Origin of the sequence: Dyella solisilvae (assembly GCF_003351225.1) — a bacterium.
Taxonomy (GTDB): Bacteria; Pseudomonadota; Gammaproteobacteria; order Xanthomonadales; family Rhodanobacteraceae; genus Dyella; species Dyella solisilvae.
Window position 1 is genome coordinate 1,059,803 of record NZ_QQSY01000002.1, and the last position, 21,433, is coordinate 1,081,235.

Sequence of the window (21,433 nt, forward strand, 5' to 3'; positions counted from 1 at the left end):
TGCTCCGCCGCAGAACGACGCAACGCGAGCACAGCAGAGATTGTGCGGCAGTCGATATCGTTGTGTTCACCCGCGCTTGACGAAAGCGTTGCTGATGACGAAAGCCGAATCGAGCATCTCAGCCTTGTCGCCGCGAGCGCGGTTCAGGCAGTACGCCAGCGGCATGCAGCTTGGCCAGGCCTTCGCGTACCGGATGGAGCGCCTCCATCACTTTGGCCAACAATTCCTCTATTCGTTCACGCGGCGCATTCGATTCGCACGCGTCCTCCAGCGCGCTGGCGACTACCGCCACCGCGTCGGCGCCGATATTGGCGGCGGAACCTCGCAAGGTGTGGGCCATGCGTCGGGGCGCGCCGGTATCGGCATCCGCCTCGGCGGCGTGGAAAGACTGGTCGAAGTCCGTGGTGCTCTGGAGAAACAGCGAGAGCACGCGCAGATACAAAGACATGTCGTTGGCGCATCGCGCTACGCCGCTGCGCTGATCGATGCCTGGCAAATCCAGCTCCTGCCCCGGATCGGAGGCCTTCGCCTCCCCACGACTTTGGGACGGCGTGATCCAGCGCGCCATGGTGGCGAACATCGCGCCGATATCGAGGGGCTTGGCGATGTGATCGTTCATGCCTGCGGCGAGGGCGCGCTCCCGATCGCCAGCCATGGCGTCGGCCGTCATGGCGAGGATCGGCAGCCTGGACAGGCCGAGACGCTCCCGAACGGCGCGGGTGGTGGCGTAGCCGTCCATCACCGGCATCTGGCAGTCCATCAGCACGCCATCGAAGCGGGTGTCGGTCGCCAGCGTTTCCAGCGCTTCCTGGCCGTTGGTGGCCATCACGACCTCCACCTCGGCATTGCGCAACAACTGCTGCGCCAGTTCCCGGTTCAATTCATTGTCCTCGACCAGCAGCACGCGGGCGCCGGCGAGTGCGGCCATGGCCTGGTTCTGGCGATCCTGCCGCTTGTCCACGCGCGCCACCGGCCCGGTGGTCTTGCCGACGGCCTTGGCAAGCGCGTCGAGCATGATGGACGGCGTCACCGGTTTGGTGAGCACGCTGCTCAGGGTGACACCACGCTGGCGTACCTCCTCCATTACCTCGTCGCGACTGAATGCGGTGACCATCACGATGGCCGGCGTGTGGCGGCCGCCAGATGACTGCAGGCGATGGACAGCCTCCACTCCGTCCATGACCGGCATCTTCCAGTCCATCAGCAGCACCTGGTAGGGACGGCCCTCGCTCTCGGCGTCGGCAACTCGCCGCAGGGCCTCTTCGCCGCTGCAAGCCACCTGGGCAAGCACGCCAAGCCCATTGGCCATCGCCGAAAGGACCTCGCGGGCGGACTCATTGTCGTCCGCCACCAGCACGCGCAGGTCGCGCAACTCGGCGGCAAGCGGCGCACGTTCCTGCCTGGCGCCCTGCGGCGCGCGGAAGCGGGCCTCGAAATGGAAGGTGGACCCGTGGCCTTCCTCGCTGTCGACCCAGATCCGCCCGTCCATCAATTCCACCAGCTTCTTCGAAATGACCAGGCCCAGACCCGTGCCGCCATAGCGCCGCGTGATGGACGAGTCGCCCTGCACGAACGACTGGAAAATGCGGGACCGCTGCTCCTCGCTCATGCCGATGCCGCTGTCCTTCACCCAGAAATGAAGCACGACCGAGTCATCCGCGCGCTTGACCTCGCCAACGCCGATGACGATCACCCCCTGCTCGGTGAATTTCACCGCGTTGTTGCCCAGGTTGAGCAGCACCTGGCCGAGACGAAGGGGATCGCCTATCAGCGCGGCGGGAAGGTCCGCCGCCATTTCGAACAACAGCTCCAGGCCTTTCTCCTGTGCACGGAAGCCAATGATGTTGGCGATGTTGTCCATCACGTCGTCGAGACGGAAATCGACGTGCTCCACATCCATCTGGCCGGCTTCGATCTTCGAGAAGTCCAGGATGTCGTTGATGATGCCAAGCAGGTTCTCCGCTGAGCGGTGCACCTTCTCGACGTAATTGCGCTGGCGGCCATCCAGGTCTGTCTGCAGGACGAGATGACTCATGCCAATGATGGCGTTCATCGGCGTCCGGATCTCGTGGCTCATGTTGGCCAGGAATGCGCTCTTGGCGTGCGTGGCCTCCTCGGCGATCTCCTTGGCCCGGATGATGGCCAACTGCGCGGCCTTGCGCTCCGTGATGTCGACGAACCACCCGAGCATCCCCGGCTCGCCTTCGTAGTCGATGGGCATGTAAGTGGCGAGCATGTCCCTCTCGCGCTGCTCGCGGTCGTACATGCAAACTTCCCGGCTGGCCACGACCTGCCCTTCGAGCAGGAGTCTGCCAATCTCGTCGCGTTCGTCGCGGTTGACGTACAGCCGGATGGCTTCCTCGCCGGGCTGGATGCCAAACGTTTCGGCGTATTTCGGGTTGGCGAAACGGAGCAGGCCGTGCGTCGAGATGGCGACGCCGACCGGGCCACGGTCCAGGATGTCGCGAAGCCGCTCCTCGCTCCGCTGCAACGCAGCCTCCATGGCGCGCCGGCTGCTCACATCGCGGACCGAGGCGCACACGGATTGGCCCTGACCCGCCAGCTCGGGCAGGAACGACAGGCCGATCTCCACCGAGATCTCCGAGCCGTCCTTGCGAATGCCGTGCAGGTCAGCGCCGATGTTGCCCATTTCGAGGCTGTCGCCCCGGTCAAAGAACTGGCGGCGCAGATTCTGGTGATGCAGGGCCGCCGCGTCCGGCACGAGCTTCTCGACACGGGCGCCGACCAGCTCGCCGGGGCCATATCCAAAGATCGCTTCAAGCTTGGTGTTGACCAGCACCATGACGCCACGCTGGTCGACGATCATCATGCCGTCGGGCGCTGACTCGATGATGCGCCCGTACCATGTCTTGGCCGTCTCGATGGTTTGCTGCTGCGCCTCGAGTTCAGCCGTTTGCTGCTTCAGGCTCTGCGCCTGCTGCTGCGTCTCGTGCAGCAGCTGGTTGGTGCGCAGCGTTCGGTGGATGATCTCCAGGTTCATGGCGAACATGGGCAGCAATTCATCGAGCAAATCGCGCTGGGCGGCGCTGAAAGTCGACAGGGTGGCGAGCTCGAGCACGCCCCACAACCGCTTCTTTCTCAGTACTGGCAGCACCAGCACCTCGGCGGCGGCGGCCGCGCCCAGCCCGGAGGCAACGCGCAGATAGTCGGCGGGTGGCTGGGCAAGGGTGATCGGTCGGCGATCCACCGCGCATTGCCCGGCAATGCCCTTGCCCAAGGCGATCGTCTGCTCGGCATGCTCGGCCGCATAGTGACCAAGCAGGCGCAGCGGCCCCCGTTCGTCTCCGAGGCTGTAGAACGCGCCGCAACCGACCGGAAGTAACGAGGCAATGGCCGACAGGAAGCGGTTCGCCAATCCGGCCGGATCCGACACCGACTGCATGTCGGCGGCGATCGCCGCGACATGGGTCTTTATCCACCGACCATCCGCGGCGCGCCTGGCCTCCTGCTGCAAGCTGCTGATGGCCCGGGCAAGGTCGCCCGGCTCGTTGGGATAATCCGTATAGGGCACCTCGACGTCCAGGCGGCCGGAGCCGAGTGCGTTCAGGGTGGCCCCCAGCCTGATGGCTGGCCGCCGGATGGAAAGACTGACCAGATAACCGAACAACACTCCGGCGCATACCCCCAGCGCCAGCATCCACACGGTGGTCCGCGTCGCCTTCTGGAAGCGGGCGGTGGCCAGCTTCACCTCCTCATCCGCGCCCTCGCGCTTCATCTGCTCGACGTGGGCGAGGAGATCCTTGGCGGTCGCGTCGGCATGTCGAAATTCGGGCGACATCAGCAGCGTAGGGGCGTCCCGATCGCTGCCGGCTGCGGTGGCCGTATCAAGCGCGGACAGCACCTGATCGATCTGCTGCTTGTAGGCGCTGAACGCCACGTCGAAATCGGAAAGGCTGCGCTTGATCGCGTCGCGATAGATATGCGCGCGCGTGAGCTCGACTTCCTGTCGCGTGAGGGCCTCGGCGTCGGCCAGGTTGCGCAAGGCCTCGCTCCGCTCCGGGCCCGCGTTCAGCAATACGGCTTCGCGAAGGTTCTGCCCGATGTCCGCGAGCGCCGCCCGGGCTGCCTCAATGTGGGCCAGGCCGACCACATCCTGCTCATAGAGCTGGCTGATCTGGTCACGCTGCTGGCGCAAGGTGTTCAGGCTGAACATCCCGAGTAGCACGGCCAACAGCAGGATGCCGCCAAAGCCGACCTGAAGGCGGAGGAGCAGTGTCCAGCGTTGCAGGCGATCGAGCAGGGCGCTCATGGTGAGGTGTGACTCCCCTGTGGCCGGGCTACAGCATCAGTCGACGGTGTTCTCCCGCTCTTGCGGATCATGGTCGACAAAACGTCGTGCAATGGCTTGGAAGGTACCCTGCAGCTCGACAAAGGCATCGACGATGTCGGGGTCGAAGTCGATGCCACGACTGGCCACGATCCGCGCGGCGGCCTCCTCATGTGGCATGGCCTTCTTGTAGACGCGTGCGCTTCTCAGCGCGTCGTACACATCGGCGACGGCCATCAGGCGCGCCGATAGCGGAATCGCTTCTCCCACCAGCGCATTTGGATAGCCGCTGCCGTTCCATCGCTCCTGGTGGCAGTAGGCCATCTCCTTGGCGACCTTCAGGAAGGGCACGTCCTTGCCAAGCCCATCCTCCGCACGCTGGATCGCGTCGCGCCCCAAGGTGGTATGCGTCTTCATCACCTCGTATTGTTCGGGCGTCAGGCGACCGGGCTTGAGCAGGATGGCGTCGGGAATGCCCACCTTGCCGATGTCGTGCAAGGGCGCTGAATGGAAAAGCAGCTCGCGCGTGCTGGGGTCAAGCTCACCGGCGAAGCGTGGATGATCCTTCAGGTGATCGGCAAGCGCCTTCACGTAGTACTGCGTTCGCCGGATGTGGTTGCCCGTTTCGTTGTCCCGAGTCTCGGCCAGCGAGGCGAGCGCATGAATGGTGACTTCCTGCACCGCCGTCACCTCCGCCGTGCGACGCGCCACTTCCTGCTCGAGAAAGACATTCTTGTCGCGGAGGAAATCGCCCGATGCCTTGAGGCGAAGGTGGTTAGCGATGCGCACCAGCACCACCGTCGGGTTGAACGGCTTGGTGATGTAGTCGACGGCGCCGAGGATCAGTCCGCGTGTTTCGTCTTCCATCGCATTGAGCGTGGTGAGGAAGATGATGGGGATGTCCTTCGTGGCCGGGTTCACCTTGAGCTGCTTGCACACGTCGAAGCCGGACATGCCAGGCATCACGACATCGAGCAGGATGATGTCCGGTCGCTCGCGGCCAGTCGCCACGCGCAGCGCCTCCTCCCCGTTGTCCGCCAGTTCGACGGTATAGAGCGGCTTGAGCAATTCCGACAGCATCAGCTGGTTGTCGAGCCCATCATCGACCACCAGCACCTTGGGAGCCTTCGCGACATCATTCCCACCCATGCCGACTTCTCCTACGCAGTCTTGTGCGTGAGTCGTGGCGCCCTTGGTGAGATGTCCACGGCTATGCCTCGCAGTATATCCGGCGCATCAGCGTGCCGTGCTCATGCGTTGCGTAGACGATGAAAATTCACGGGAAATTGACGGGTTTCGTTTGCATCGCGCGAAGGCACCATCGAGACCACAAGATATCCACGCCGCGTTGACGCCGGCGTATTCGGTCGAGGGATCGCGTCGATGCCAAGAAGCGACTCGTGCAAGAGAGTTCGCTCGCGCACATCGCCGTGGTTGTGGATAAGCGACGGAGCGTGACGTATCTGCCGGAGCGTCGGGCCAGCGAGAGACTCACGCTTAGCGCGCTGATGCCATCCCATCCATAACCTTGATCGCCGAATCCGCCGATCGCGTGGTGACGACAGACATGATGAAGAACAGCAAGAACGACAGGTTGATCGAACCGCCGACGAGCACCGAACCCAACGGCGCCGGAATGGCGGTGGCGAAGGTTTGAATCAGAAGCGCCGGCGCCGCAGGCGTGAACAGCGCCATCCAGCGCGGATAAGCAGTGCGCCTTAGTGCAATCAACAGCGGCAGCGCCAAAAGGCCTACATAGGAAAACACCTCGGCTCCCAGATAGAGCCGCGCGCCGAAGTCGTGAATCTGCGCGTAGAGCGTCATCAACGCCGGTGGCGCCATTGGCCTCGCTGCGGCGACGGCCTTCATGGAAAGCGCCTTGGCCGCCCAGTACACGTGATAGCTGGACCCGAACAGATAGATCATCGTCATGGCGAGGGCGATCGCAGCCCCGAGTCGCGGCTGGCGGTCGCGGATGTTGAGGTACACATGCCAGAAGCCGAACAGATAAAGCAGCGTGCACCAGGGCGCGATGCCCGCGCCGAGCAGCACGCGCCAGGTCGGCGCGGCCACCACGATCTCGCGCAGGTGAGCCTGGAACTCCGCGCCGCTCACCGCAGCGAAATACAGGCCCTGGTCCCCCAGGAAAAAGCCGAACGCGCCTATCGCGCCGAGGATGCCGGCCCATGTCCTTTGTTCGGATGGATGCATGGATCCCCGCGCGACTGGTTGAAGGTGGCCGCCGTGTCGCCATCCGGGCGTTCAGTGCCCACGATGGACGCCTATATCACGCCCGCACGGTTAAGGTCGTCAATCCGGTCGAAGCCTCGAGCAACTTCCATGGCGACCACACACATCAGCCCTCAGTGGATGTCAGGCCTCGGCCTGCGCGCGCGCAAGGGAGGCGCCGTGGCGGTCGGCGTCGCCGTTGCGGAAGGTGTGCCACGCGTCCTGCTGTCCACCAGGCTGCCTACCTGCGACGACGAGGACCGCCTTTCCCTCGAACCGTATCGCATGGCGGCAGACATGCCGCGCAGCCCGGAAGGCCGGGCGAGCGACGAAGCGATGGCGATCGTGGCGGAGGGCCGCCGCCGCCAGGATCAGATGGCGGCGGGCAACCTGCACGCCATGCTCCGGCAACTGGAGGCGCCCGGCTCCAAGCCGGCCGTCGCCGCGTTGTTGGTGAATCGCGCCGGTTGGATTACCGACCTTCTCGGGTACAGCCTGGCCTGGGCGCAACATGTGCCGGTCGCCGAGAATCTGGCCGTACGCGACGCGCTGCGCTTTGCCGCACGCCAATGCAGGATCGATCTGGTCGAGCTGGATGAAAAGTCCCTGCCTGACCTGGCTGTCACGACGCTCGGCATGTCCTCGATCGACATCGCGGCGCGCCTGAGGAAGCTGCGTCCCGCCAGGGGCAAGCCCTGGCGGAAGGAGCAAAAACTGGCTTGCCTCGCCGCTTGGGTCGCGCTGACAAACCGGCGCTGACGCGAGCGCTTCCGCCGTTGCTGGCTGAAGCGCTTGCCGCGCCTGGGATGGGCCGCCAATGGCACCCGTCACCTTGCGCCAAGGGGCGCCAAGCTCGACGCGCACGCTGACGCGAGTCGCAGTCACAGGGATGCCACCGGGCTGCCTTGCCGCCTCGCCAACGCGATGTCGTGCTCCATCGGCCAGCGGGCGGGCTTACACTTCACGCCATCTCAGCGAGGGAAGGCCGTTTGCATGCTCGGGCTCAAAGGCACGCTTTCCATCGAGGTGGACGGACACTTCCTGGGCGGTCGCGAGCGCATCGAGCTGCTGGCCAGGATCGGGGAATCGGGCTCCATCTCCGCCGCAGCGCGTGCCGTGGGCATGAGCTACAAGGGCGCGTGGGACGCCGTCGAGGCGATGAACAACCTGGCCGGTGAACCGCTGGTATCGCGCGCCGTAGGCGGTCGTCGCGGTGGCGGCACGCAGTTGACCGATCGCGCCAGGCGCCTTATCGAGGTTTACCGCGCCATGGAGACGGCGCACCAGCAGTTCATCCGACAATTGGGCGGGCCTCAACAGGCCGCGATGGGGGAGCTCGAACTCGTGAAGCGACTCATGATACGCACCAGTGCACGCAATCAGCTCGTCGGCGCCGTCGTGGCGGTGGAACCCGGCTCGGTCAACGACCTTATCCACCTCGAAATCCAGGGTGGGCAGCGGATTGTCGCGACGGTTACCCGCGACAGCACCCGCACGCTTGGCCTCGCGCCCGGCAAGGAGGCGATGGCCCTGATCAAGGCCTCCTCCGTGCTTATCGGATTGCCCGGCGAAGGCCTGCGCCTTTCCGCGCGCAATCAACTCGCCGGCAAGGTAAGCAAGGTCGTCCGCGGCGCCGTGAACGCCGAGGTCTCCATCCAGTTGCAGGGCGGCAACGTGGTGGTGGCCACCATCACCAACGCGAGCACGGAGGCGCTCGCGCTCGCCGAAGGGGTGGAGGTGCTGGCCATCATCAAGGCCTCGAGCATCATCATCGGCACGATGGACTGAGGCCTCGCCCGCCGCCCGTGCGAGCGGCGGCGCCACAGGCGATGTCAGAACTTGTAGGTGATCATCAACCGGTTGTAGGTAAACGGTTCGTTGCCGGGGTTGAGATTGTTGGCGCCGCCAACGGAGCGCTCCCAGCGATTGCGTATCGTCAGGCCCTTCAGCCACTGGTCCGCGTTGTAGATGATGTCGAAGTACACGTTGTGGCTGTTGCCGCGCAGCTCGGTGTCGTATTGGGCGTAGGCGGCGACCAGCTGCAACTGCTTCTGGAAGAAGTAGTAGGACGCGCGCGCTTTCCATGCATAGCCCGGGCCTTGCTCCACCAGGCCGCGGATCATCGACGTGGTGAACAGTGGGTCCGTCGCGTAGTTGGTGGTGTAGGGCGAAATGAGCGCACCGTTGCCGACCGCGCCGGACTGATGCTCGAGCTTGTTGTACGCAATGTCGATCTTGCCGTCGTAGATGGACGTTCCAAGATCGATACCCCAGGCCTCGCTGCTCACCTTGGAACCGGCGACACCAAACAGTTTGGTGTGCGTATCGACAAGGATGTTGCCGTCGCTGCTGTTCTGGTTGACGTACTGCGCCGATATGAACGGGTTGAAGTGCGTTTCCGTATGCAGCGTATAGGTTCCAACGAGGTACGCCATGCGGGCAAAATCGATGAAGTCGTAGTACCACGCTTCACCCTTGAGGCTGTCGCTGGTGTACGTCACACCCCCAGCCCAGGTGCCTTCGGCCTTCGGCGCCGTGGCCGGCAACGAGCCGTTGTTACCGTACATCTCGTCGCCATGGTAGATCGACGGGTAGTACAGATTGTCCGCATACATGCCGGTCGACGTGCGGCTCTTCCACGTGAACTGCCGAATGCCGATGAGGTTCCAGCCGGTCGCTGGCGTGACGATGGTACTGATGGCGTTGTAGGAGGACGGGATGACGCGCGAATCGTTGTTACCCATCCACGGCGTGCTGAGATACTGGTAACCGCCGCGCACCTGTATCCAGTGATTGGCGAATTGCGCGTAGGCCTGGCTGAAAGCGCCGATCGACGAATAAGGACCCATCAGGGACACGTCGATCTTGGCCGGGTTGTCCGATTGTGTGTTCAGTGACGACGCCACGGCGAACGAACCGCCAATGCTGAAGCCGCCGAGAAACGGGGCCGTGTTGGCATTGATCAATGCCGCCAGGGAGAAGGCATGAGCATCCGGTGTCGCATTGGTGTCGTACAAACGGCTGAAGTCGTAAGCCCGAAGCTCACCGTCGACGTGACCGTTGTCGAAGATGTCGTTGAAACTGGAATCGCTTGCGCGTGCCGGCGAGCCCAGCAGCGAAAGTACGGATACGGCCACCAACGCAACGAGCTTCTTGGGCATGACGTTCCCTTTGGCCTGGATGCAAAAAAATCTGCTGTCACTTGCAGCGCTAATGCGCGAAAAGCGCGAGCGAAAAGCGAGGGAGGATCAAACGTGCTCAGGGCGTTGGCCGCGACCCGGGGGGCGTCACCACCGCTATATATTTGACTATATAACGCTGCCTTTGGCGGTGCCAGCGGGCTGGCCTGCCTCTGGGCGCTGGGGTTTCTCACAGCCCGGTCAGCAGCTTGCTTGCATGCAAGTGCTTGAAAATACGAAAAAGCGCCGTTCGGCGGCGCAACCGCCTGCGTCAGCGATCGCCCGTCCGGGACATCCAGGTCCGCGCCGACCGGTGACTCAGACAGTTGGCTGCGACATTCCGAATGATGGTCGCCATTGTCGTTCCAGGCGCCATCCCACTCGCCATCAATGGATCGAGGCGGAAGGTATGACGCGGCAATCGAGCGAGCAGCCGAAATACGCCATGCCCCCGGGATAGTCGATCGTCATCACAAATTGGTGGAGCACGTTGCCGCCCACAGCGCCTTCCGGAGGCTTGTCCATGATCGACGCCATCATCTCGTGGAAGTTTGTGTCCGGCCGCTCGGTGAACCACACGGGGCCGACCGACCAGCCCGCGATTTCCACCAGCGGCACTTCAATCATGCGTGATCCGGAGCGGGGAAACAGCTTGTCGCCGTTCTCGACCCAACGCCACTCGGGGTGCGCCGAATGCCAGCGTTCCAGTTGGCTTCGCGTGATGTAGCTGGTCACGCCAAAGCCGTTGACGGTCGGCGTGCCGGTAACCCGCTGTCCCGACTCACTGGGGGCAGCCGTGGCGCCGGTGTCCAGCAGCATGTCGAGCAGCTGGCCGTCCACGCGAATCTCCACGCGTGGAAAGGCTCTCAACTTGCCGCCGTTTGCATCCTTCTGGAAGCCCAACGTAAATGCGTGAAGGTCCTGCGTCGGCGTCCAGTCCTCACTCTGAAGGATCAGCTTCTTCGACGGGTAATCAAACGTCCAGATCCGACCGTCGAGATAGCTCGAGCCAAGCAATCCGTCCGCTGAGCTGATGGGGTGTGCATCATCGTAAGTCATCGCCCCGGAGCACCTGCTGGTGGGCCCGGGAATGCCGCGTGCTTGCTTGTAGGTTGGGAGGGTCGCCGTGGGCACGTCGCCGCCATCGAATACGCAATGGCCGGCTTTCAATTTCAGGCGCGCGGCGACTGCCTGCCTCAGCAAATACAGTCCATCGACGCCACCGCCACCCGTATCGACGAGGAGCTTGAGGTGCTCTCCCGATTCGGTCTCAGGGGTGGCGAAAAAATGCCCGGCTTCGAAAACCGTGGGCACCTCGTAGGCAGGGGAAGGCGCGGTGGCCAAGCCTGCCGTGGCAATCAGACTCCATACGGATGGCACGTCAATGCTCCTTCATTGCACCAGCGTAGGCTCAATGAGGAGCAAGGTTGGGCGCAAGGTGCCGATCGTCACGTCTCAAAGTTAGTCTCTGGCGTGATGCATTGCGCCGCTGATCGATGGGCGCGCGGTACATGTCACTGCACGCCCCCGATCGATCGCCCGTCAGAGGAATCGATAGACAAACGCCAGCGTGCTGGTGAGCTGGTTTGGCGAGCCATACTTGCGCACCAGAGGACTGTCGCCTGCCGAGCCGATCAGGCGGGCATAGTTGATCGACAGCGCGAAGCCGGTGTGCAGGCTGGTGGGCATGAAGGCGGAGTACTGGATGACAGCCTCCTGCGAGCCGGCGCCGGGCTGCCAAGGGTCCACCCCCAGCGCTTGCGCCTGCACTGGCGTCACGCCGAAGTTACGGCGCATGGCTGCGCCGTTCGTGCCCTGCCACTGCAATTCAAATTCATGCATGTAGTACCAGATGCTCGGCAAGCCTACGGTGCTGTAGACGCGCCAGTAAGCGCCCGAGCCCCCGATGTCATGACTCAGATCGGTACCCACGCTCAGCCAGCTGGTGAAGTCGTGCTCGATGTAGCCACCCGCGTTGATGCGCGAGGAAAAGGAATCCATCGCGTCCAACGGCGGCGGATGCAGCTCCGAGCGATCACGCCCCCACGTAAAGTTGGCGTACAGCCCGCCATGCCATCCATCCGAATGAATGAAATCCACGGTCGCGCCATCGTAAGTCGACAGGGTGATGTGCCATGGAAGCTCGAGATGGACGAAGGGAACCACCACATTCCGGGAATTCTCGGCTCCCGGCCACGCCGGCAGGCGTTGCAGGCCAATGCCAAGGATCCGGTTGCTATCGTAGGAGCCGCCCTTGGTATCAGTATCGTCCTGGGCGTGTGCACCCACCGACCATGCGAGGGTCACGCAGATGGCGACGATCTCAAACCGCTTGTAGATCCCTTTCACCGCATCTCCTCCCTGCGCGCGTGCGCATATCCGGGTGACGACGAGGGACTCGGGGTACTTTACTGACTCAAGGTGATGAATCCGCGAAGCGTGGCCTCAAGCCGGCGGTATCAGGGCTCCAGTTGCTGCAGCACGGTCGCATTGAGCAGCCCGCTGATGCCACGTCGGCTGCCGTCGGAGCGGACCACGAGGACATGTGGCATCTCTCCGCCCCAGGTCGGATCGAGCAGGTAGTTGAGATGGTCCGGTACGTCCTCCGCATAGGCGCGAGCCTGGAACCCGTCCATCCCCGCACGGTGCAGACGTTGCGCGATCGAGTCGCGGGCAGCGATGGGGTCCGTCGCCACAATGACCAGTTCGATGCGATCCGGATGCGCCTTATGCAGGCGGGACAGCGCCTGCAGGTTGGCCTCGCAGTAGCTGCAATCGAGCGACCAGAGTGCGATCAATCGTTCGCCCTTCGCCGGCGCGGCAAGCAGCGCCGAAACCTGGGAGGCGTCGAGAGGACGAACGTCGGTGGCTGCGCAGGTGGTGGCGAGCGCCAGTGCGAGCATGGCCAGCAGGTATTTCATGGCGCCTCCTCGTTGGTGGGCAGCAGGCGGAAGCCAGTCGTCGTGTTCCAGGCGACGTAGGTCTTGCCCTGACGCATCAGCAGCTGTGGCGAGCCCACGGCGGCGACGCTTTCCGCCAACGCGCGTGGCGGCTGGAAGTTGGCGCCGCCATCCAGCGATTCACGAAGCATGAGTGTGTAGCCCTTGGCGTCCATCTGGTTCCAGACCAGCCACACATGGCGATCCTGCGCGGCGACATCCGCGTGAGATGCGCCGGCGCTGGCAAATTGCAGGGTGCGTTTCGCTGGGTGTCCCGGATCCAGTTGTCCGTACCACAGCGCCGGACCCTGGCTCGCTTCGTACCAGACCGCGTGACGTACGCCGTCATGGCTGATGGCCAGACCCGGTCCATGGTGGGGACAGCCGGCGATCTGCCAGTTCGAGAAGGTGGCGCGCTCGGCCGACGAAGGGTTCGCGCCAAGTCCGAGCACGGCATACGCATGGTCGCGGACGTTGTCGTCGTAGATCGCCCGGAAGAAAGCCGCGATGTTGCCATCTGGCGTTTGTGCGAGAGCGATGCGACAACACTCGCAGCTCTGGTCCGCCAACTTGCGCTCAGGGGCGAAATGCGCGCCTCGATCATCCGACCAGCTGTAGTACACCGCCGCGCCGAGATAGGGCTGGCCAGCGTCCTTGGCCGCATTCAAGTCACGCTTGTCGATCCAGGCGACCACCACTCGGCCGTGGCCATCCACCGCTAGAGCATCGAAGCGGTGAGTGATCTCCGCTGCATCGTGGTGCACGGTGAGCGGCGCGGAAAAGTGCGCGCCGCCATCCAGCGAACGGGCAAACCGCACGAAGCCGGTATAGGGCTGGGCGCGCGGCTGTGACCAGCTGACATAGACCTCCCCATCGGGGCCGAACGCCAGCTTGGGTCGATTTTCGCCTTCGGCATAGATCGGCTCGGCGTCCGCATTGACAGCGATCGGCTCGGCGAAATGGCGCCCGAGGTCGTCCGAGCGGCGCAGCCAGACGTGACCGTCCTTCGCATCGACCATCCACAGGTGGCCTTGAGGATCGAAGGCGGCGCTGGCGCCGAGTGGCGCGCCGCCTTCCTTCGACATCGCGGCGTCGTGCGCCGTGGCTGGTAACGCCACAAGCGCAAGCAGCGCAGCGAACACGAAGCCGCCGGCTCGATGCATGGATCGCAAGCGCAAGCAGCGGCGACGGACGACGTCGGCCATTCCGCCGACGGGCCACGGGAGAGCGGGAGACGCGCCCTCGCTGCGGAATTCAGTAGTCATAGTTCAATCCCACGAAGACAGTCCGCTGGGGATAGGGGTGCGGACTGACGAAGTATTTCTGGTTGCCGATATTGTCGACGCCGATCGAGGCGGTGAGACGCGGCTCCAGGCGGTAGCTGACCTTGGCGTCGAAAACGCTGTAGCTGCTGATGCCGCCGTAGACGTCCTGATTGATATCGGTGTTCAGCAAGGTGCTGTACGCGCCGCTGGAATAACGATAGCCCAGCGCATAAGTCAGGCGATCATTCGGGTGGTAGGTCGCCGACATCCGCGCGCGCCACCGTGGAATGCGCGGAAACTGCTTGCCGACCGCCGCCGGAGCCAGCGTGTCCTGCTGCACCACCGATTCGGCGTAGGTCACGCTGCCGGAGAAGTTCAGGCCTTCAACGAAAACATCTTCCTCGTCGAGCGCGGACTCCACACCCCGGATGCGCGCGCGATCAATGTTCTCGATCTGGGTGAGGTTGGGGCTGATGGAGGTGTCGGTCTGCGAGAAGAGAGCGTTGTGGCGATTTTCCTGGAACAGCGAGACGCGAAAGACGCCCGTGCCCCAGCTGTACAGCGTCGTCCAATCAAACGATCGCGAATCCTCGGGCTTCAGGTTCGGATTGTTCTGAACCAGCTGGCTTCCGCTGGTGACCTGCTGGTACAGCTCGGTCACCGTGGGATAGCGGATGGCGCGACCAAAGGAGAGGCGTGTCGCCAGCGCCTGGGTGATCTGGAAATCCAGGGCCGCCTTGGGCGAAAAATCGCTGCGCTGTTGATTGGGGTAGGTGGCCAGGTTCGGCGTGGTGGCCACGTTCCGGTTGAAGCCATCGAACGCGCGCCAGTATTCCTGACGTCCTCCCAGGGTCAGTGTCCAGCGCGGCGCGAGTGTCCAGACATCCTGCAGGTAAAGCGCCTGCGTGCGCGTTTCGCCACCGGAGGCCGCAGTCAACGCGCCGTTGGGACCCGAACTCCAGTTGGCAAGGGCGTAGGTGTTCTGCTTCAGCAGGAAATCATCGATGTGGTAGCCAAAGGTCAGCTCGTGGGTTTGCCCGAACAGCGGCGCCGGGCGCCACGTGCCGCGCAGATCACCGGTCTGCCAGCCAGTGCCGTCCTGGACCTGGTTGCTTCCCACATCGCTCTGCCCGTACCGAGATGCCGAGCGCGAATTGTCCTTGAGGAAACGGTAGTTGCTGTATGCCGCATGCCAATCAAAGGCGCCATGCGTGTCGCTGCCCACGGACAGTGCATTGACCATGTGCAGTTGCTCGGCCGAACCCGGATTGAGGCCCGAGACGGTATAGGCGTGGCCATCGATGCTTGCGCTGCCGTTGTAGAACGGCTGTCCGGTGGACGTGTTGGTGAGATAGCTCTGGACCGACGTCGTCGAGTCGTTGTGCCACAAGCCGAAGGTGTAGATGGCCTGGATCTCGGGCGTGATATCCCAGCCCAGCTTGAGCTTGCCCTGGTCCTGCAGCGAATGATCGATCGAGTAGGCGCCGAAGACCATGCGCGCCTTACCGCTCTGATCCAGGTCCTGATAGGCCCCGGTGACCGGCGTGGCTCCCGCTCCCGCAGCCTTGCTCGACAGTGCGCTGGTCGAGAAACTCATCGGGTGGCCCTGGGCGTCGAGATGATCGTAAGTGACCCAGAGTGAGATTGGCCCCCAGCGATTGCCCGCCGCCAGGTTGAAGTCGCCGCTCATGTTGCGCTGGCTCGTGCCGTACAGGTCGAAGTTCTCCATGGCGCCGGTAACGGCCGCGTGGAACTCCGCCTTGGTCGGCATGCGCGTCTCGAGGGTGACCACGCCGCCCATCGAGTTGCCGGGATAGAGCGCGCTGAAGGGCCCGTACATCACGTTCACCCGGGCGATCTCGGCGGGCGACACCAGGCCCCATCGCGGGGGAAAGCTGTAGCTGTTGCCGAGCAGGTTGGAGAGCAGCAGGTCGTCCGCATAGACCAGCGACTCGGCGCTGGACACGGTGCCGGTGGTGCGCGTGGCGACGATCCCGTTGCGGTCGCCGATATAGCGTTCGCGGACCTCGATGCTCGGCAGATACTTCAAGGATTCAGCCGTCGTCATGAGGTTGACGGTGTCGTGGATTTGCTGGGCGGAGAGGCTCTCGACCACGGCCGGCGCCGTGGCAAGCGCGATGGGGAGCGGCTTGTCGGCCGTGCCGGTCACTGTGACCGGCGCGAGCGTGGAGGCATCGTCGGGTGTCGCGACGGAAGCAACGGCGGGGAGAGCGGCCACCGCGGCGGGATCAATGGATTGCGCCAGCAGCCCGGGTGACATCGTGGTGAGCGCGCCAGCCAGCGCGGAGACGAGCGCGACGGACAACGTCGATCGACGCCATGCGATGCGCACATCGAGCGACGGGGGCAGGTGAACAACAGGTGCGACGGTGCGATAGCGACGGCGCGGATGATGGAGGCCAGTCATGGGGGAAAAAATCCAGCAGCGGGGAACGACGAGCTGCGCACAGGCGAGCGCGCATAGGCGCACGCCAACTTCGTGTGAGTCGCAGCAGTAGGGGTCGTGACTGGATTAGACGAGCGGTGGTCCGCGGGAATGCACGTCCAGCGGCGCGACCGACGGCGCGTCCGGAGCGACACGCGTGATCGCCGGGGAAGCCGCCGGCAGCGCCGGTGGCAGCACGAGCGCCGCGGCCATGAGCGCCGGGCTATGGCTGATCAGCGAGCAATAGCCGCAGGCGTCGGTCGAGGGTAGTTGCCCGGAGTCGGGTGGGGCGTGCCGGTGATCCTGGCTGGCGTGCTGTTCCGGGCAATCCGCGCCCATCGCCATGTCCATGTCCATGGCCATGACGTGGAGGGCCACCGGCGATTCCAGCACGCGCGACACCGTGGGGACGAGCGCCAGCAGCCCCATGGCGGCGATAGCCAGCCAGGCGATCAATCGCTGATGTGCGCATTTACGGAGCAACGCTGTCCTCGGAAACTCCAACCCTGGAGTGGGCGCAAGAATTATGCACGGGGCATCGATTCGCCGAAAACCGTTGCGGCGAATCACCACACAGTGTTACGGCCGGCCTTGAAGCTTCGGATGAAACAGAAGGAAGGACGTCGCTTGAGCCATGTCGGCTCGCATGTCGTCACAGGGCTACCGTGGTCCGAAATGCCGAGCTAATACGTTCACAGCATCGCCGCACATCGACCGCGCATGAGCATCGGCGTCTGCGGGATTTGCTCCTGGTCAAGCAAGCGCGAGTCGCCGTGGGCGCCGCCCGCATAGAGATGCCGAACCCACATGTGTGACGCGGCCAGGGTGATGCTGCTTCGGCGGTCAGGTAGCAGGGACGTCGGTGTGGTGCTGCAAGCTGCGAGCGCGCCGCGTGGCGTCACGAAGTCGAGGAAGGCGCGCAGCTTCAGCGGCAGCGGCGCTTGCCTCTTGTGTATGAGGTGAGTCGGTTGCGGCGCTACGTTGTGGCTGGCGCCCTGACCGGGGCGATGGCTCCCATAGCAAGAGTCCCTTCGCGCGGCGTGGCTGGTACTCCCGATCTCACAGGCGCCAACGGCCGCCGAACCCGGGCGAAGGCCGAAAGCAATTAGTTGCGAACTCATATTGCGAATCATTCGCATTTGACGATAGACTCGCCGGGCTGTCGTCGTCCGCAGCTATTTGCGGTCGGCTCTCAACACATCCCCATCAGTGCAAGGCGCCAACGAGCCCAGAGTTGTCTGGGCGCGACGGCTTCGGCTTGCCCAAGCGAAGGATCGACCGCCCCCATGTCCACCCAGCCCCACCTTTCCTCGACCGCCCACAGCCCGTTCAAGCTGATGGCCAGCGCCCTGGGCCTGGCGCTGGCGTCCACGACGGCGGCCGTCGCCTCGGATGTCGCGCAGGATGCTGCGGATGCGAAGAAGGACGCCAAGGATCTGGATGGCGTCAAGGTCGAATCCACCGTGGTCAATTCCACCTCTCCCAAGTTCACTGCACCGCTGCTCGACACCCCGCGCTCGGTGACCGTGGTGCCGCAGCAGGTGATCCAGCAGACCGCGGCGACTTCCTTGCTCGACGTGCTTCGCCAGGTGCCTGGCATCACGTTTGGCGCCGGCGAAGGCGGTAACCCGACCGGTGATCGCCCGATCATCCGTGGCTTCGACTCGCAGAGCTCGATCTTCATTGACGGTGTGCGCAGCTCCGGCTCGCAGTCGCGCGAAATCTTCGATATCGACCAGGTCGAAGTCACCAAAGGCCCGAGCTCCGCCTATACCGGCCGCGGCAGCGTGGGCGGCAGCATCAACCTTGTCACGAAGATGCCGCAGACCCAGGACTTCGTTCGTGCGACGGCAGGCATCGGCACGGACAATTACTACCGTGGCACGGTGGACTGGAACCAGCAGGTCGGCTCCGATTCCGCCATCCGCCTCAACGTGATGGGCCACGAGAACGACATCCCTGGCCGCAATGGTCCGGACTACAGCCGCTGGGGCATCGCGCCATCGGTCACGTTCGGCCTGCATGCGGATACCAGCGTCACGTTGAGCTATTACCACCTGAAGTCCGACGACACGCCGGACAGCGGCATTCCTTATAACAATCCGTTCGCCGCGACGAGCCCGAATGCACGCCTCAACGGCAACGGCAAGCCGATCTCCGTGCCGCGCGACACCTACTATGGTCTGCTCGATCGCGATTTCCAGAAGACCACCGACGACGCTGGCACGATCCTCGTCCGCCACAATTTCGGCGACGGCTGGGTGCTTCGCAACACCACGATGTATACGCGGTCGACCAACAATTACCTGTGGACCCAGCCGGACGACAGCAACGGCAATTTCCTCGTGAACGGTGGCGTGTGGCGTCGCGCCAACAGCCGTAACACGGCCACCACCAACCTGACCAACCAGACGGACCTTACGGGCGAGTTTGAAACCGGCTCGTTGCATCACACGCTGGCCACCGGCATCGAGCTCAGCGGCGAGAAGACCAACCGCACGCAGTACCTCGTCGACCCGGCGAAGAGCGCAACGGACACGCACAACATCGGCTCCATCGTGAACGGCGCCTGCAGCAGCAAGTACGGCATCGGGGCGGCGTCCAACTACTGGTGCGCGCCGGTCTACGACCCGAATCCGAATGATCCGTTCGTGGGTACCATCATCGGCGGCCAGAACCCGGCTCGCATCGTCACCGACTCCAGTTCGGCATGGGTGTTCGACACCGTGGACTTCAATCCGCAGTGGTCGGTCAACGGCGGTTTCCGCTTCGACAGTTTCCGCACGCGGTCGACGGCGACGACGACATCCACGGGCGTCGTCACCCGCGTCAGCAACGACTCCAATTTCTGGAACTACCAGCTCGGCGTGGTGTACAAGCCGGCCGCGAATGGCAGCATTTACGTGTCCTGGGGCACCTCGTCGAACCCGCCGGGTGTCGACGCCGGCGATGGCGCCGATGGCATCGCAGTCACCAACGCCGACCTCAAGCCCGAAGACAGCCGCAATATCGAAGTCGGCAGCAAGTGGGATGTGTTCAACCAGAAACTGTCGCTGACCGCAGCCGTGTTCCGCACCGAGAAGACCAATGCGCGCGTCGCCTCGGCAGGCCGCGGCAGCGCGCAGATCAACGTCGGCGAGCAGCGCGTGGACGGTGTGGAGCTGAGCTTCAACGGCAACGTGACGGATCGTTGGAACATCTTCGGCGGCTACACCTTCATGGACAGCGAACTGGTGAAGACCGCTCCTGCCGACGTGGCCAATCAGGGCAATGAATTTCCCAATACGCCCAGGAACAGCTTCACGCTGTGGACAACCTACGCGATCACCAGCAGCTGGTCGGTCGGCGGTGGCGCCTACGCGCAGAGCAAGGTCTACGGCGACACCGCCAACACCAAATGGGCGCCCGGCTATACGCGCTTCGACGCCATGGCGCAGTACCGCGTGAACGACCACCTGTCGGTCCAGCTCAATATCCAGAACCTGACGAACAAGTATTACTTCGATCAGGCCTATGCCACGCACTACGCGCATGTGGCGCCGGGACGCGCCGGCATTCTCACCTTCAATCTCAGTCTCTGATCTCCTGCATGGGAGGGCGGGCGCCGGTGTGGCGCCTTGCCTTCCCCTCAAAGGCCCACAGTCCCATGTTGCTCCATGTCGCCGACGTACTTACCCAGGATGAACTAGCCCAGTGCCGCGAGATGCTATTGCGAGCGGCGTGGGTCGACGGTCGCGTCACCGCCGGGCAGCAATCGTCCATGGCCAAGGACAATCTGCAGTTGCCCGAGGCGTCCGAAGAAGCCACGACCCTCGGCGCGCTGGTTCATGCCGCGCTTGAGCGCAACACGACATTCTTCGCGGGCGCATTGCCACGGAAGGTCTTTCCTCCCTTGTTCAATTGCTACCAGGGTGGACAGTCGTTCGGTTTCCACGTCGACAATGCCGTGCGCTACGACCGGACCACGGGAAGCGCCCACCCGGTCCGCACCGACATTTCCGCCACGTTGTTCCTGAGCGAGCCCGATGAGTACGACGGTGGTGAGCTGATCGTCGAAGACACTTACGGCTCCCATACCGTGAAGTTGCCGGCAGGGCATATGGTGCTTTACCCGTCGAGCAGCCTGCACCAGGTGACCCCGGTCACCAGGGGGCGCCGACTTGCTTCGTTCTTCTGGATTCAGAGTCTGGTGCGCGAAGAAAGTCGTCGCCGACTGTTGCTCGAACTCGACGTGTCCATCCAGAGCCTTCAGGCGGCGGGCGCCCATCAGCCCGATGTGCTGCGCCTGACCGGCGTCTACCACAACCTGCTGCGCGCCTGGTCCGAGACGTGAACGAAGAGGCGCTTGGCGAAGACCTGTTGCGCGACTTGCTCACCGCGGATCCGCAACGCGCACACGAGGAACTTCTGGCCCGCGCCCACAAGGGCGACGCGGGCGCTCAAGCTGTGCTGGCCCAGGCTTATCTCGAGGGCCTGGGCTGCGCTCCCGCCGCCGAGGAAGCTCACTACTGGTTCCAGCGCGCCGCCCATGCACGCGAACCGGAAGCGATGAACATGCTCGGTCGGTGTTACGAGAATGGCTGGGGAGCGCCTGTCGATTACATCATCGGCGCCACGTGGTATCGCCGTGCCGCCGAGTCTGGTTCCGCCTGGGGCATGTACAACTTCGCGCACGTGCTGGCGAATGGTCGGGGCATCAAGGCTGATCGCGCCGCGGCGTTCCAGTGGTTTGCCCGAGCGGTGGAACGCGGGCACGGGCGCGCGATGCACTTCCTCGGCCAGTACCACGAGTACGGCTGGGAGACTCCCGTGGATGCCGCGAAGGCGCATCAGCTTTACCGCCGATCGGCGGAGACGGGCGATTACCGCGGGCTATGCAGCTGGGCGTCGGTGCTGGCGAGCGAAGATCGCATCGAGGAAGCGGTGGCGTGCCTGAAGCAGGCCATGCCTCTCGCGCCGCCTTACTTTGTTGCTGCGCTCAAGGAACAGCTGGCGGCATCACCCCACGCTTCCTTGCGGGCGCTGGCGATGTGGGGCGCCTGAGCGGGCCCAGCGTCCTGCTCAGTAGCGAGTGGTTCGGGCTTCGA

15 protein-coding genes are annotated in these 21,433 nt (G+C 63.9%); 5 read left to right on the top strand and 10 right to left on the bottom strand.

Annotated features, from left to right (window positions below; genetic code table 11):
• Positions 1 to 118: 118 nt before the first annotated feature.
• The 3 genes from DVT68_RS11795 to DVT68_RS11805 form a co-directional block, all read right to left on the bottom strand.
• Entirely contained in the window at positions 119 to 4,270 is a 4,152-nt protein-coding gene (locus tag DVT68_RS11795; RefSeq protein ID WP_114825236.1) for a response regulator, read from the bottom strand.
• 36 nt (positions 4,271 to 4,306) lie between these two features.
• The gene (locus DVT68_RS11800; protein WP_114825237.1) at positions 4,307 to 5,437 is read right to left on the bottom strand and encodes a response regulator; all 1,131 of its coding nucleotides are present in this window, start codon (positions 5,435 to 5,437) and stop codon (positions 4,307 to 4,309) included.
• 348 nt (positions 5,438 to 5,785) lie between these two features.
• The gene (locus DVT68_RS11805) at positions 5,786 to 6,499 is read right to left on the bottom strand and encodes a DUF6796 family protein (RefSeq protein WP_114825238.1); all 714 of its coding nucleotides are present in this window, start codon (positions 6,497 to 6,499) and stop codon (positions 5,786 to 5,788) included.
• Between the two features lie 129 nt (positions 6,500 to 6,628).
• Between DVT68_RS11805 and DVT68_RS11810 the strand changes: the two genes are divergently transcribed.
• Both DVT68_RS11810 and DVT68_RS11815 read left to right on the top strand, forming a co-directional pair.
• Positions 6,629 to 7,276, top strand: a complete 648-nt coding sequence (locus tag DVT68_RS11810; RefSeq protein ID WP_147281720.1) for a hypothetical protein — start codon at positions 6,629 to 6,631, stop codon at positions 7,274 to 7,276.
• Positions 7,277 to 7,441: 165 nt separating this feature from the next.
• Entirely contained in the window at positions 7,442 to 8,305 is an 864-nt protein-coding gene (locus DVT68_RS11815; protein WP_233523440.1) for a TOBE domain-containing protein, read from the top strand.
• A 44-nt stretch (positions 8,306 to 8,349) separates the two neighbouring features.
• On the opposite strand, the gene DVT68_RS11820 is transcribed toward DVT68_RS11815, so the two are convergent.
• The 7 genes from DVT68_RS11820 to DVT68_RS11850 form a co-directional block, all read right to left on the bottom strand.
• On the bottom strand, positions 8,350 to 9,678 hold the full coding sequence (locus tag DVT68_RS11820; protein WP_114825241.1) for a hypothetical protein: 1,329 nt from the start codon (positions 9,676 to 9,678) through the stop codon (positions 8,350 to 8,352).
• A gap of 405 nt (positions 9,679 to 10,083) precedes the next feature.
• The gene (locus tag DVT68_RS11825; RefSeq protein ID WP_114825242.1) at positions 10,084 to 11,076 is read right to left on the bottom strand and encodes a hypothetical protein; all 993 of its coding nucleotides are present in this window, start codon (positions 11,074 to 11,076) and stop codon (positions 10,084 to 10,086) included.
• A gap of 162 nt (positions 11,077 to 11,238) precedes the next feature.
• Positions 11,239 to 12,045, bottom strand: coding sequence for a MipA/OmpV family protein (locus DVT68_RS11830; RefSeq protein ID WP_158543496.1), 807 nt, complete (start codon positions 12,043 to 12,045; stop codon positions 11,239 to 11,241).
• Positions 12,046 to 12,155: 110 nt separating this feature from the next.
• On the bottom strand, positions 12,156 to 12,617 hold the full coding sequence (locus tag DVT68_RS11835) for a thioredoxin domain-containing protein (protein ID WP_114825244.1): 462 nt from the start codon (positions 12,615 to 12,617) through the stop codon (positions 12,156 to 12,158).
• Positions 12,614 to 13,798: a sialidase family protein gene (locus DVT68_RS11840; protein ID WP_114825245.1), complete on the bottom strand. Its 1,185-nt coding sequence runs from the start codon at positions 13,796 to 13,798 to the stop codon at positions 12,614 to 12,616. Before DVT68_RS11840 ends, DVT68_RS11835 begins: the two co-directional genes overlap by 4 nt.
• 91 nt (positions 13,799 to 13,889) lie before the next feature.
• Positions 13,890 to 16,328: a TonB-dependent receptor gene (locus DVT68_RS11845; protein ID WP_199536031.1), complete on the bottom strand. Its 2,439-nt coding sequence runs from the start codon at positions 16,326 to 16,328 to the stop codon at positions 13,890 to 13,892.
• Positions 16,329 to 16,433: 105 nt separating this feature from the next.
• Positions 16,434 to 16,829 (bottom strand): DUF2946 family protein, encoded by a 396-nt coding sequence (locus tag DVT68_RS11850; protein WP_147281721.1) that lies wholly within the window; start codon positions 16,827 to 16,829, stop codon positions 16,434 to 16,436.
• A gap of 803 nt (positions 16,830 to 17,632) precedes the next feature.
• Between DVT68_RS11850 and DVT68_RS11860 the strand changes: the two genes are divergently transcribed.
• The 3 genes from DVT68_RS11860 (at position 17,633) to DVT68_RS11870 (ending at position 21,389) form a co-directional block, all read left to right on the top strand.
• Complete coding sequence (locus DVT68_RS11860) at positions 17,633 to 19,927, top strand: TonB-dependent receptor (RefSeq protein ID WP_114825248.1); 2,295 nt, start codon at positions 17,633 to 17,635, stop codon at positions 19,925 to 19,927.
• Positions 19,928 to 19,992: 65 nt separating this feature from the next.
• A complete protein-coding gene (locus DVT68_RS11865) occupies positions 19,993 to 20,679 on the top strand; it encodes a Fe2+-dependent dioxygenase (protein WP_114825249.1) in 687 nt (228 codons plus the stop codon).
• The gene (locus tag DVT68_RS11870; protein ID WP_114825250.1) at positions 20,676 to 21,389 is read left to right on the top strand and encodes a tetratricopeptide repeat protein; all 714 of its coding nucleotides are present in this window, start codon (positions 20,676 to 20,678) and stop codon (positions 21,387 to 21,389) included. Before DVT68_RS11865 ends, DVT68_RS11870 begins: the two co-directional genes overlap by 4 nt.
• The last annotated feature ends 44 nt before the right edge of the window (positions 21,390 to 21,433 follow it).

Coding starts and splice junctions, on each gene's coding strand:
- DVT68_RS11795 (WP_114825236.1), bottom strand. CDS start 4,270: ATGAGCGCCCTGCTCGATCGCCTGCAACGCTGGACACTGCTCCTCCGC.
- DVT68_RS11800 (WP_114825237.1), bottom strand. CDS start 5,437: ATGGGTGGGAATGATGTCGCGAAGGCTCCCAAGGTGCTGGTGGTCGAT.
- DVT68_RS11805 (WP_114825238.1), bottom strand. CDS start 6,499: ATGCATCCATCCGAACAAAGGACATGGGCCGGCATCCTCGGCGCGATA.
- DVT68_RS11810 (WP_147281720.1), top strand. CDS start 6,629: ATGGCGACCACACACATCAGCCCTCAGTGGATGTCAGGCCTCGGCCTG.
- DVT68_RS11815 (WP_233523440.1), top strand. CDS start 7,442: ATGTCGTGCTCCATCGGCCAGCGGGCGGGCTTACACTTCACGCCATCT.
- DVT68_RS11820 (WP_114825241.1), bottom strand. CDS start 9,678: ATGCCCAAGAAGCTCGTTGCGTTGGTGGCCGTATCCGTACTTTCGCTG.
- DVT68_RS11835 (WP_114825244.1), bottom strand. CDS start 12,617: ATGAAATACCTGCTGGCCATGCTCGCACTGGCGCTCGCCACCACCTGC.
- DVT68_RS11840 (WP_114825245.1), bottom strand. CDS start 13,798: ATGCATCGAGCCGGCGGCTTCGTGTTCGCTGCGCTGCTTGCGCTTGTG.
- DVT68_RS11845 (WP_199536031.1), bottom strand. CDS start 16,328: ATGACTGGCCTCCATCATCCGCGCCGTCGCTATCGCACCGTCGCACCT.
- DVT68_RS11860 (WP_114825248.1), top strand. CDS start 17,633: ATGTCCACCCAGCCCCACCTTTCCTCGACCGCCCACAGCCCGTTCAAG.
- DVT68_RS11865 (WP_114825249.1), top strand. CDS start 19,993: ATGTTGCTCCATGTCGCCGACGTACTTACCCAGGATGAACTAGCCCAG.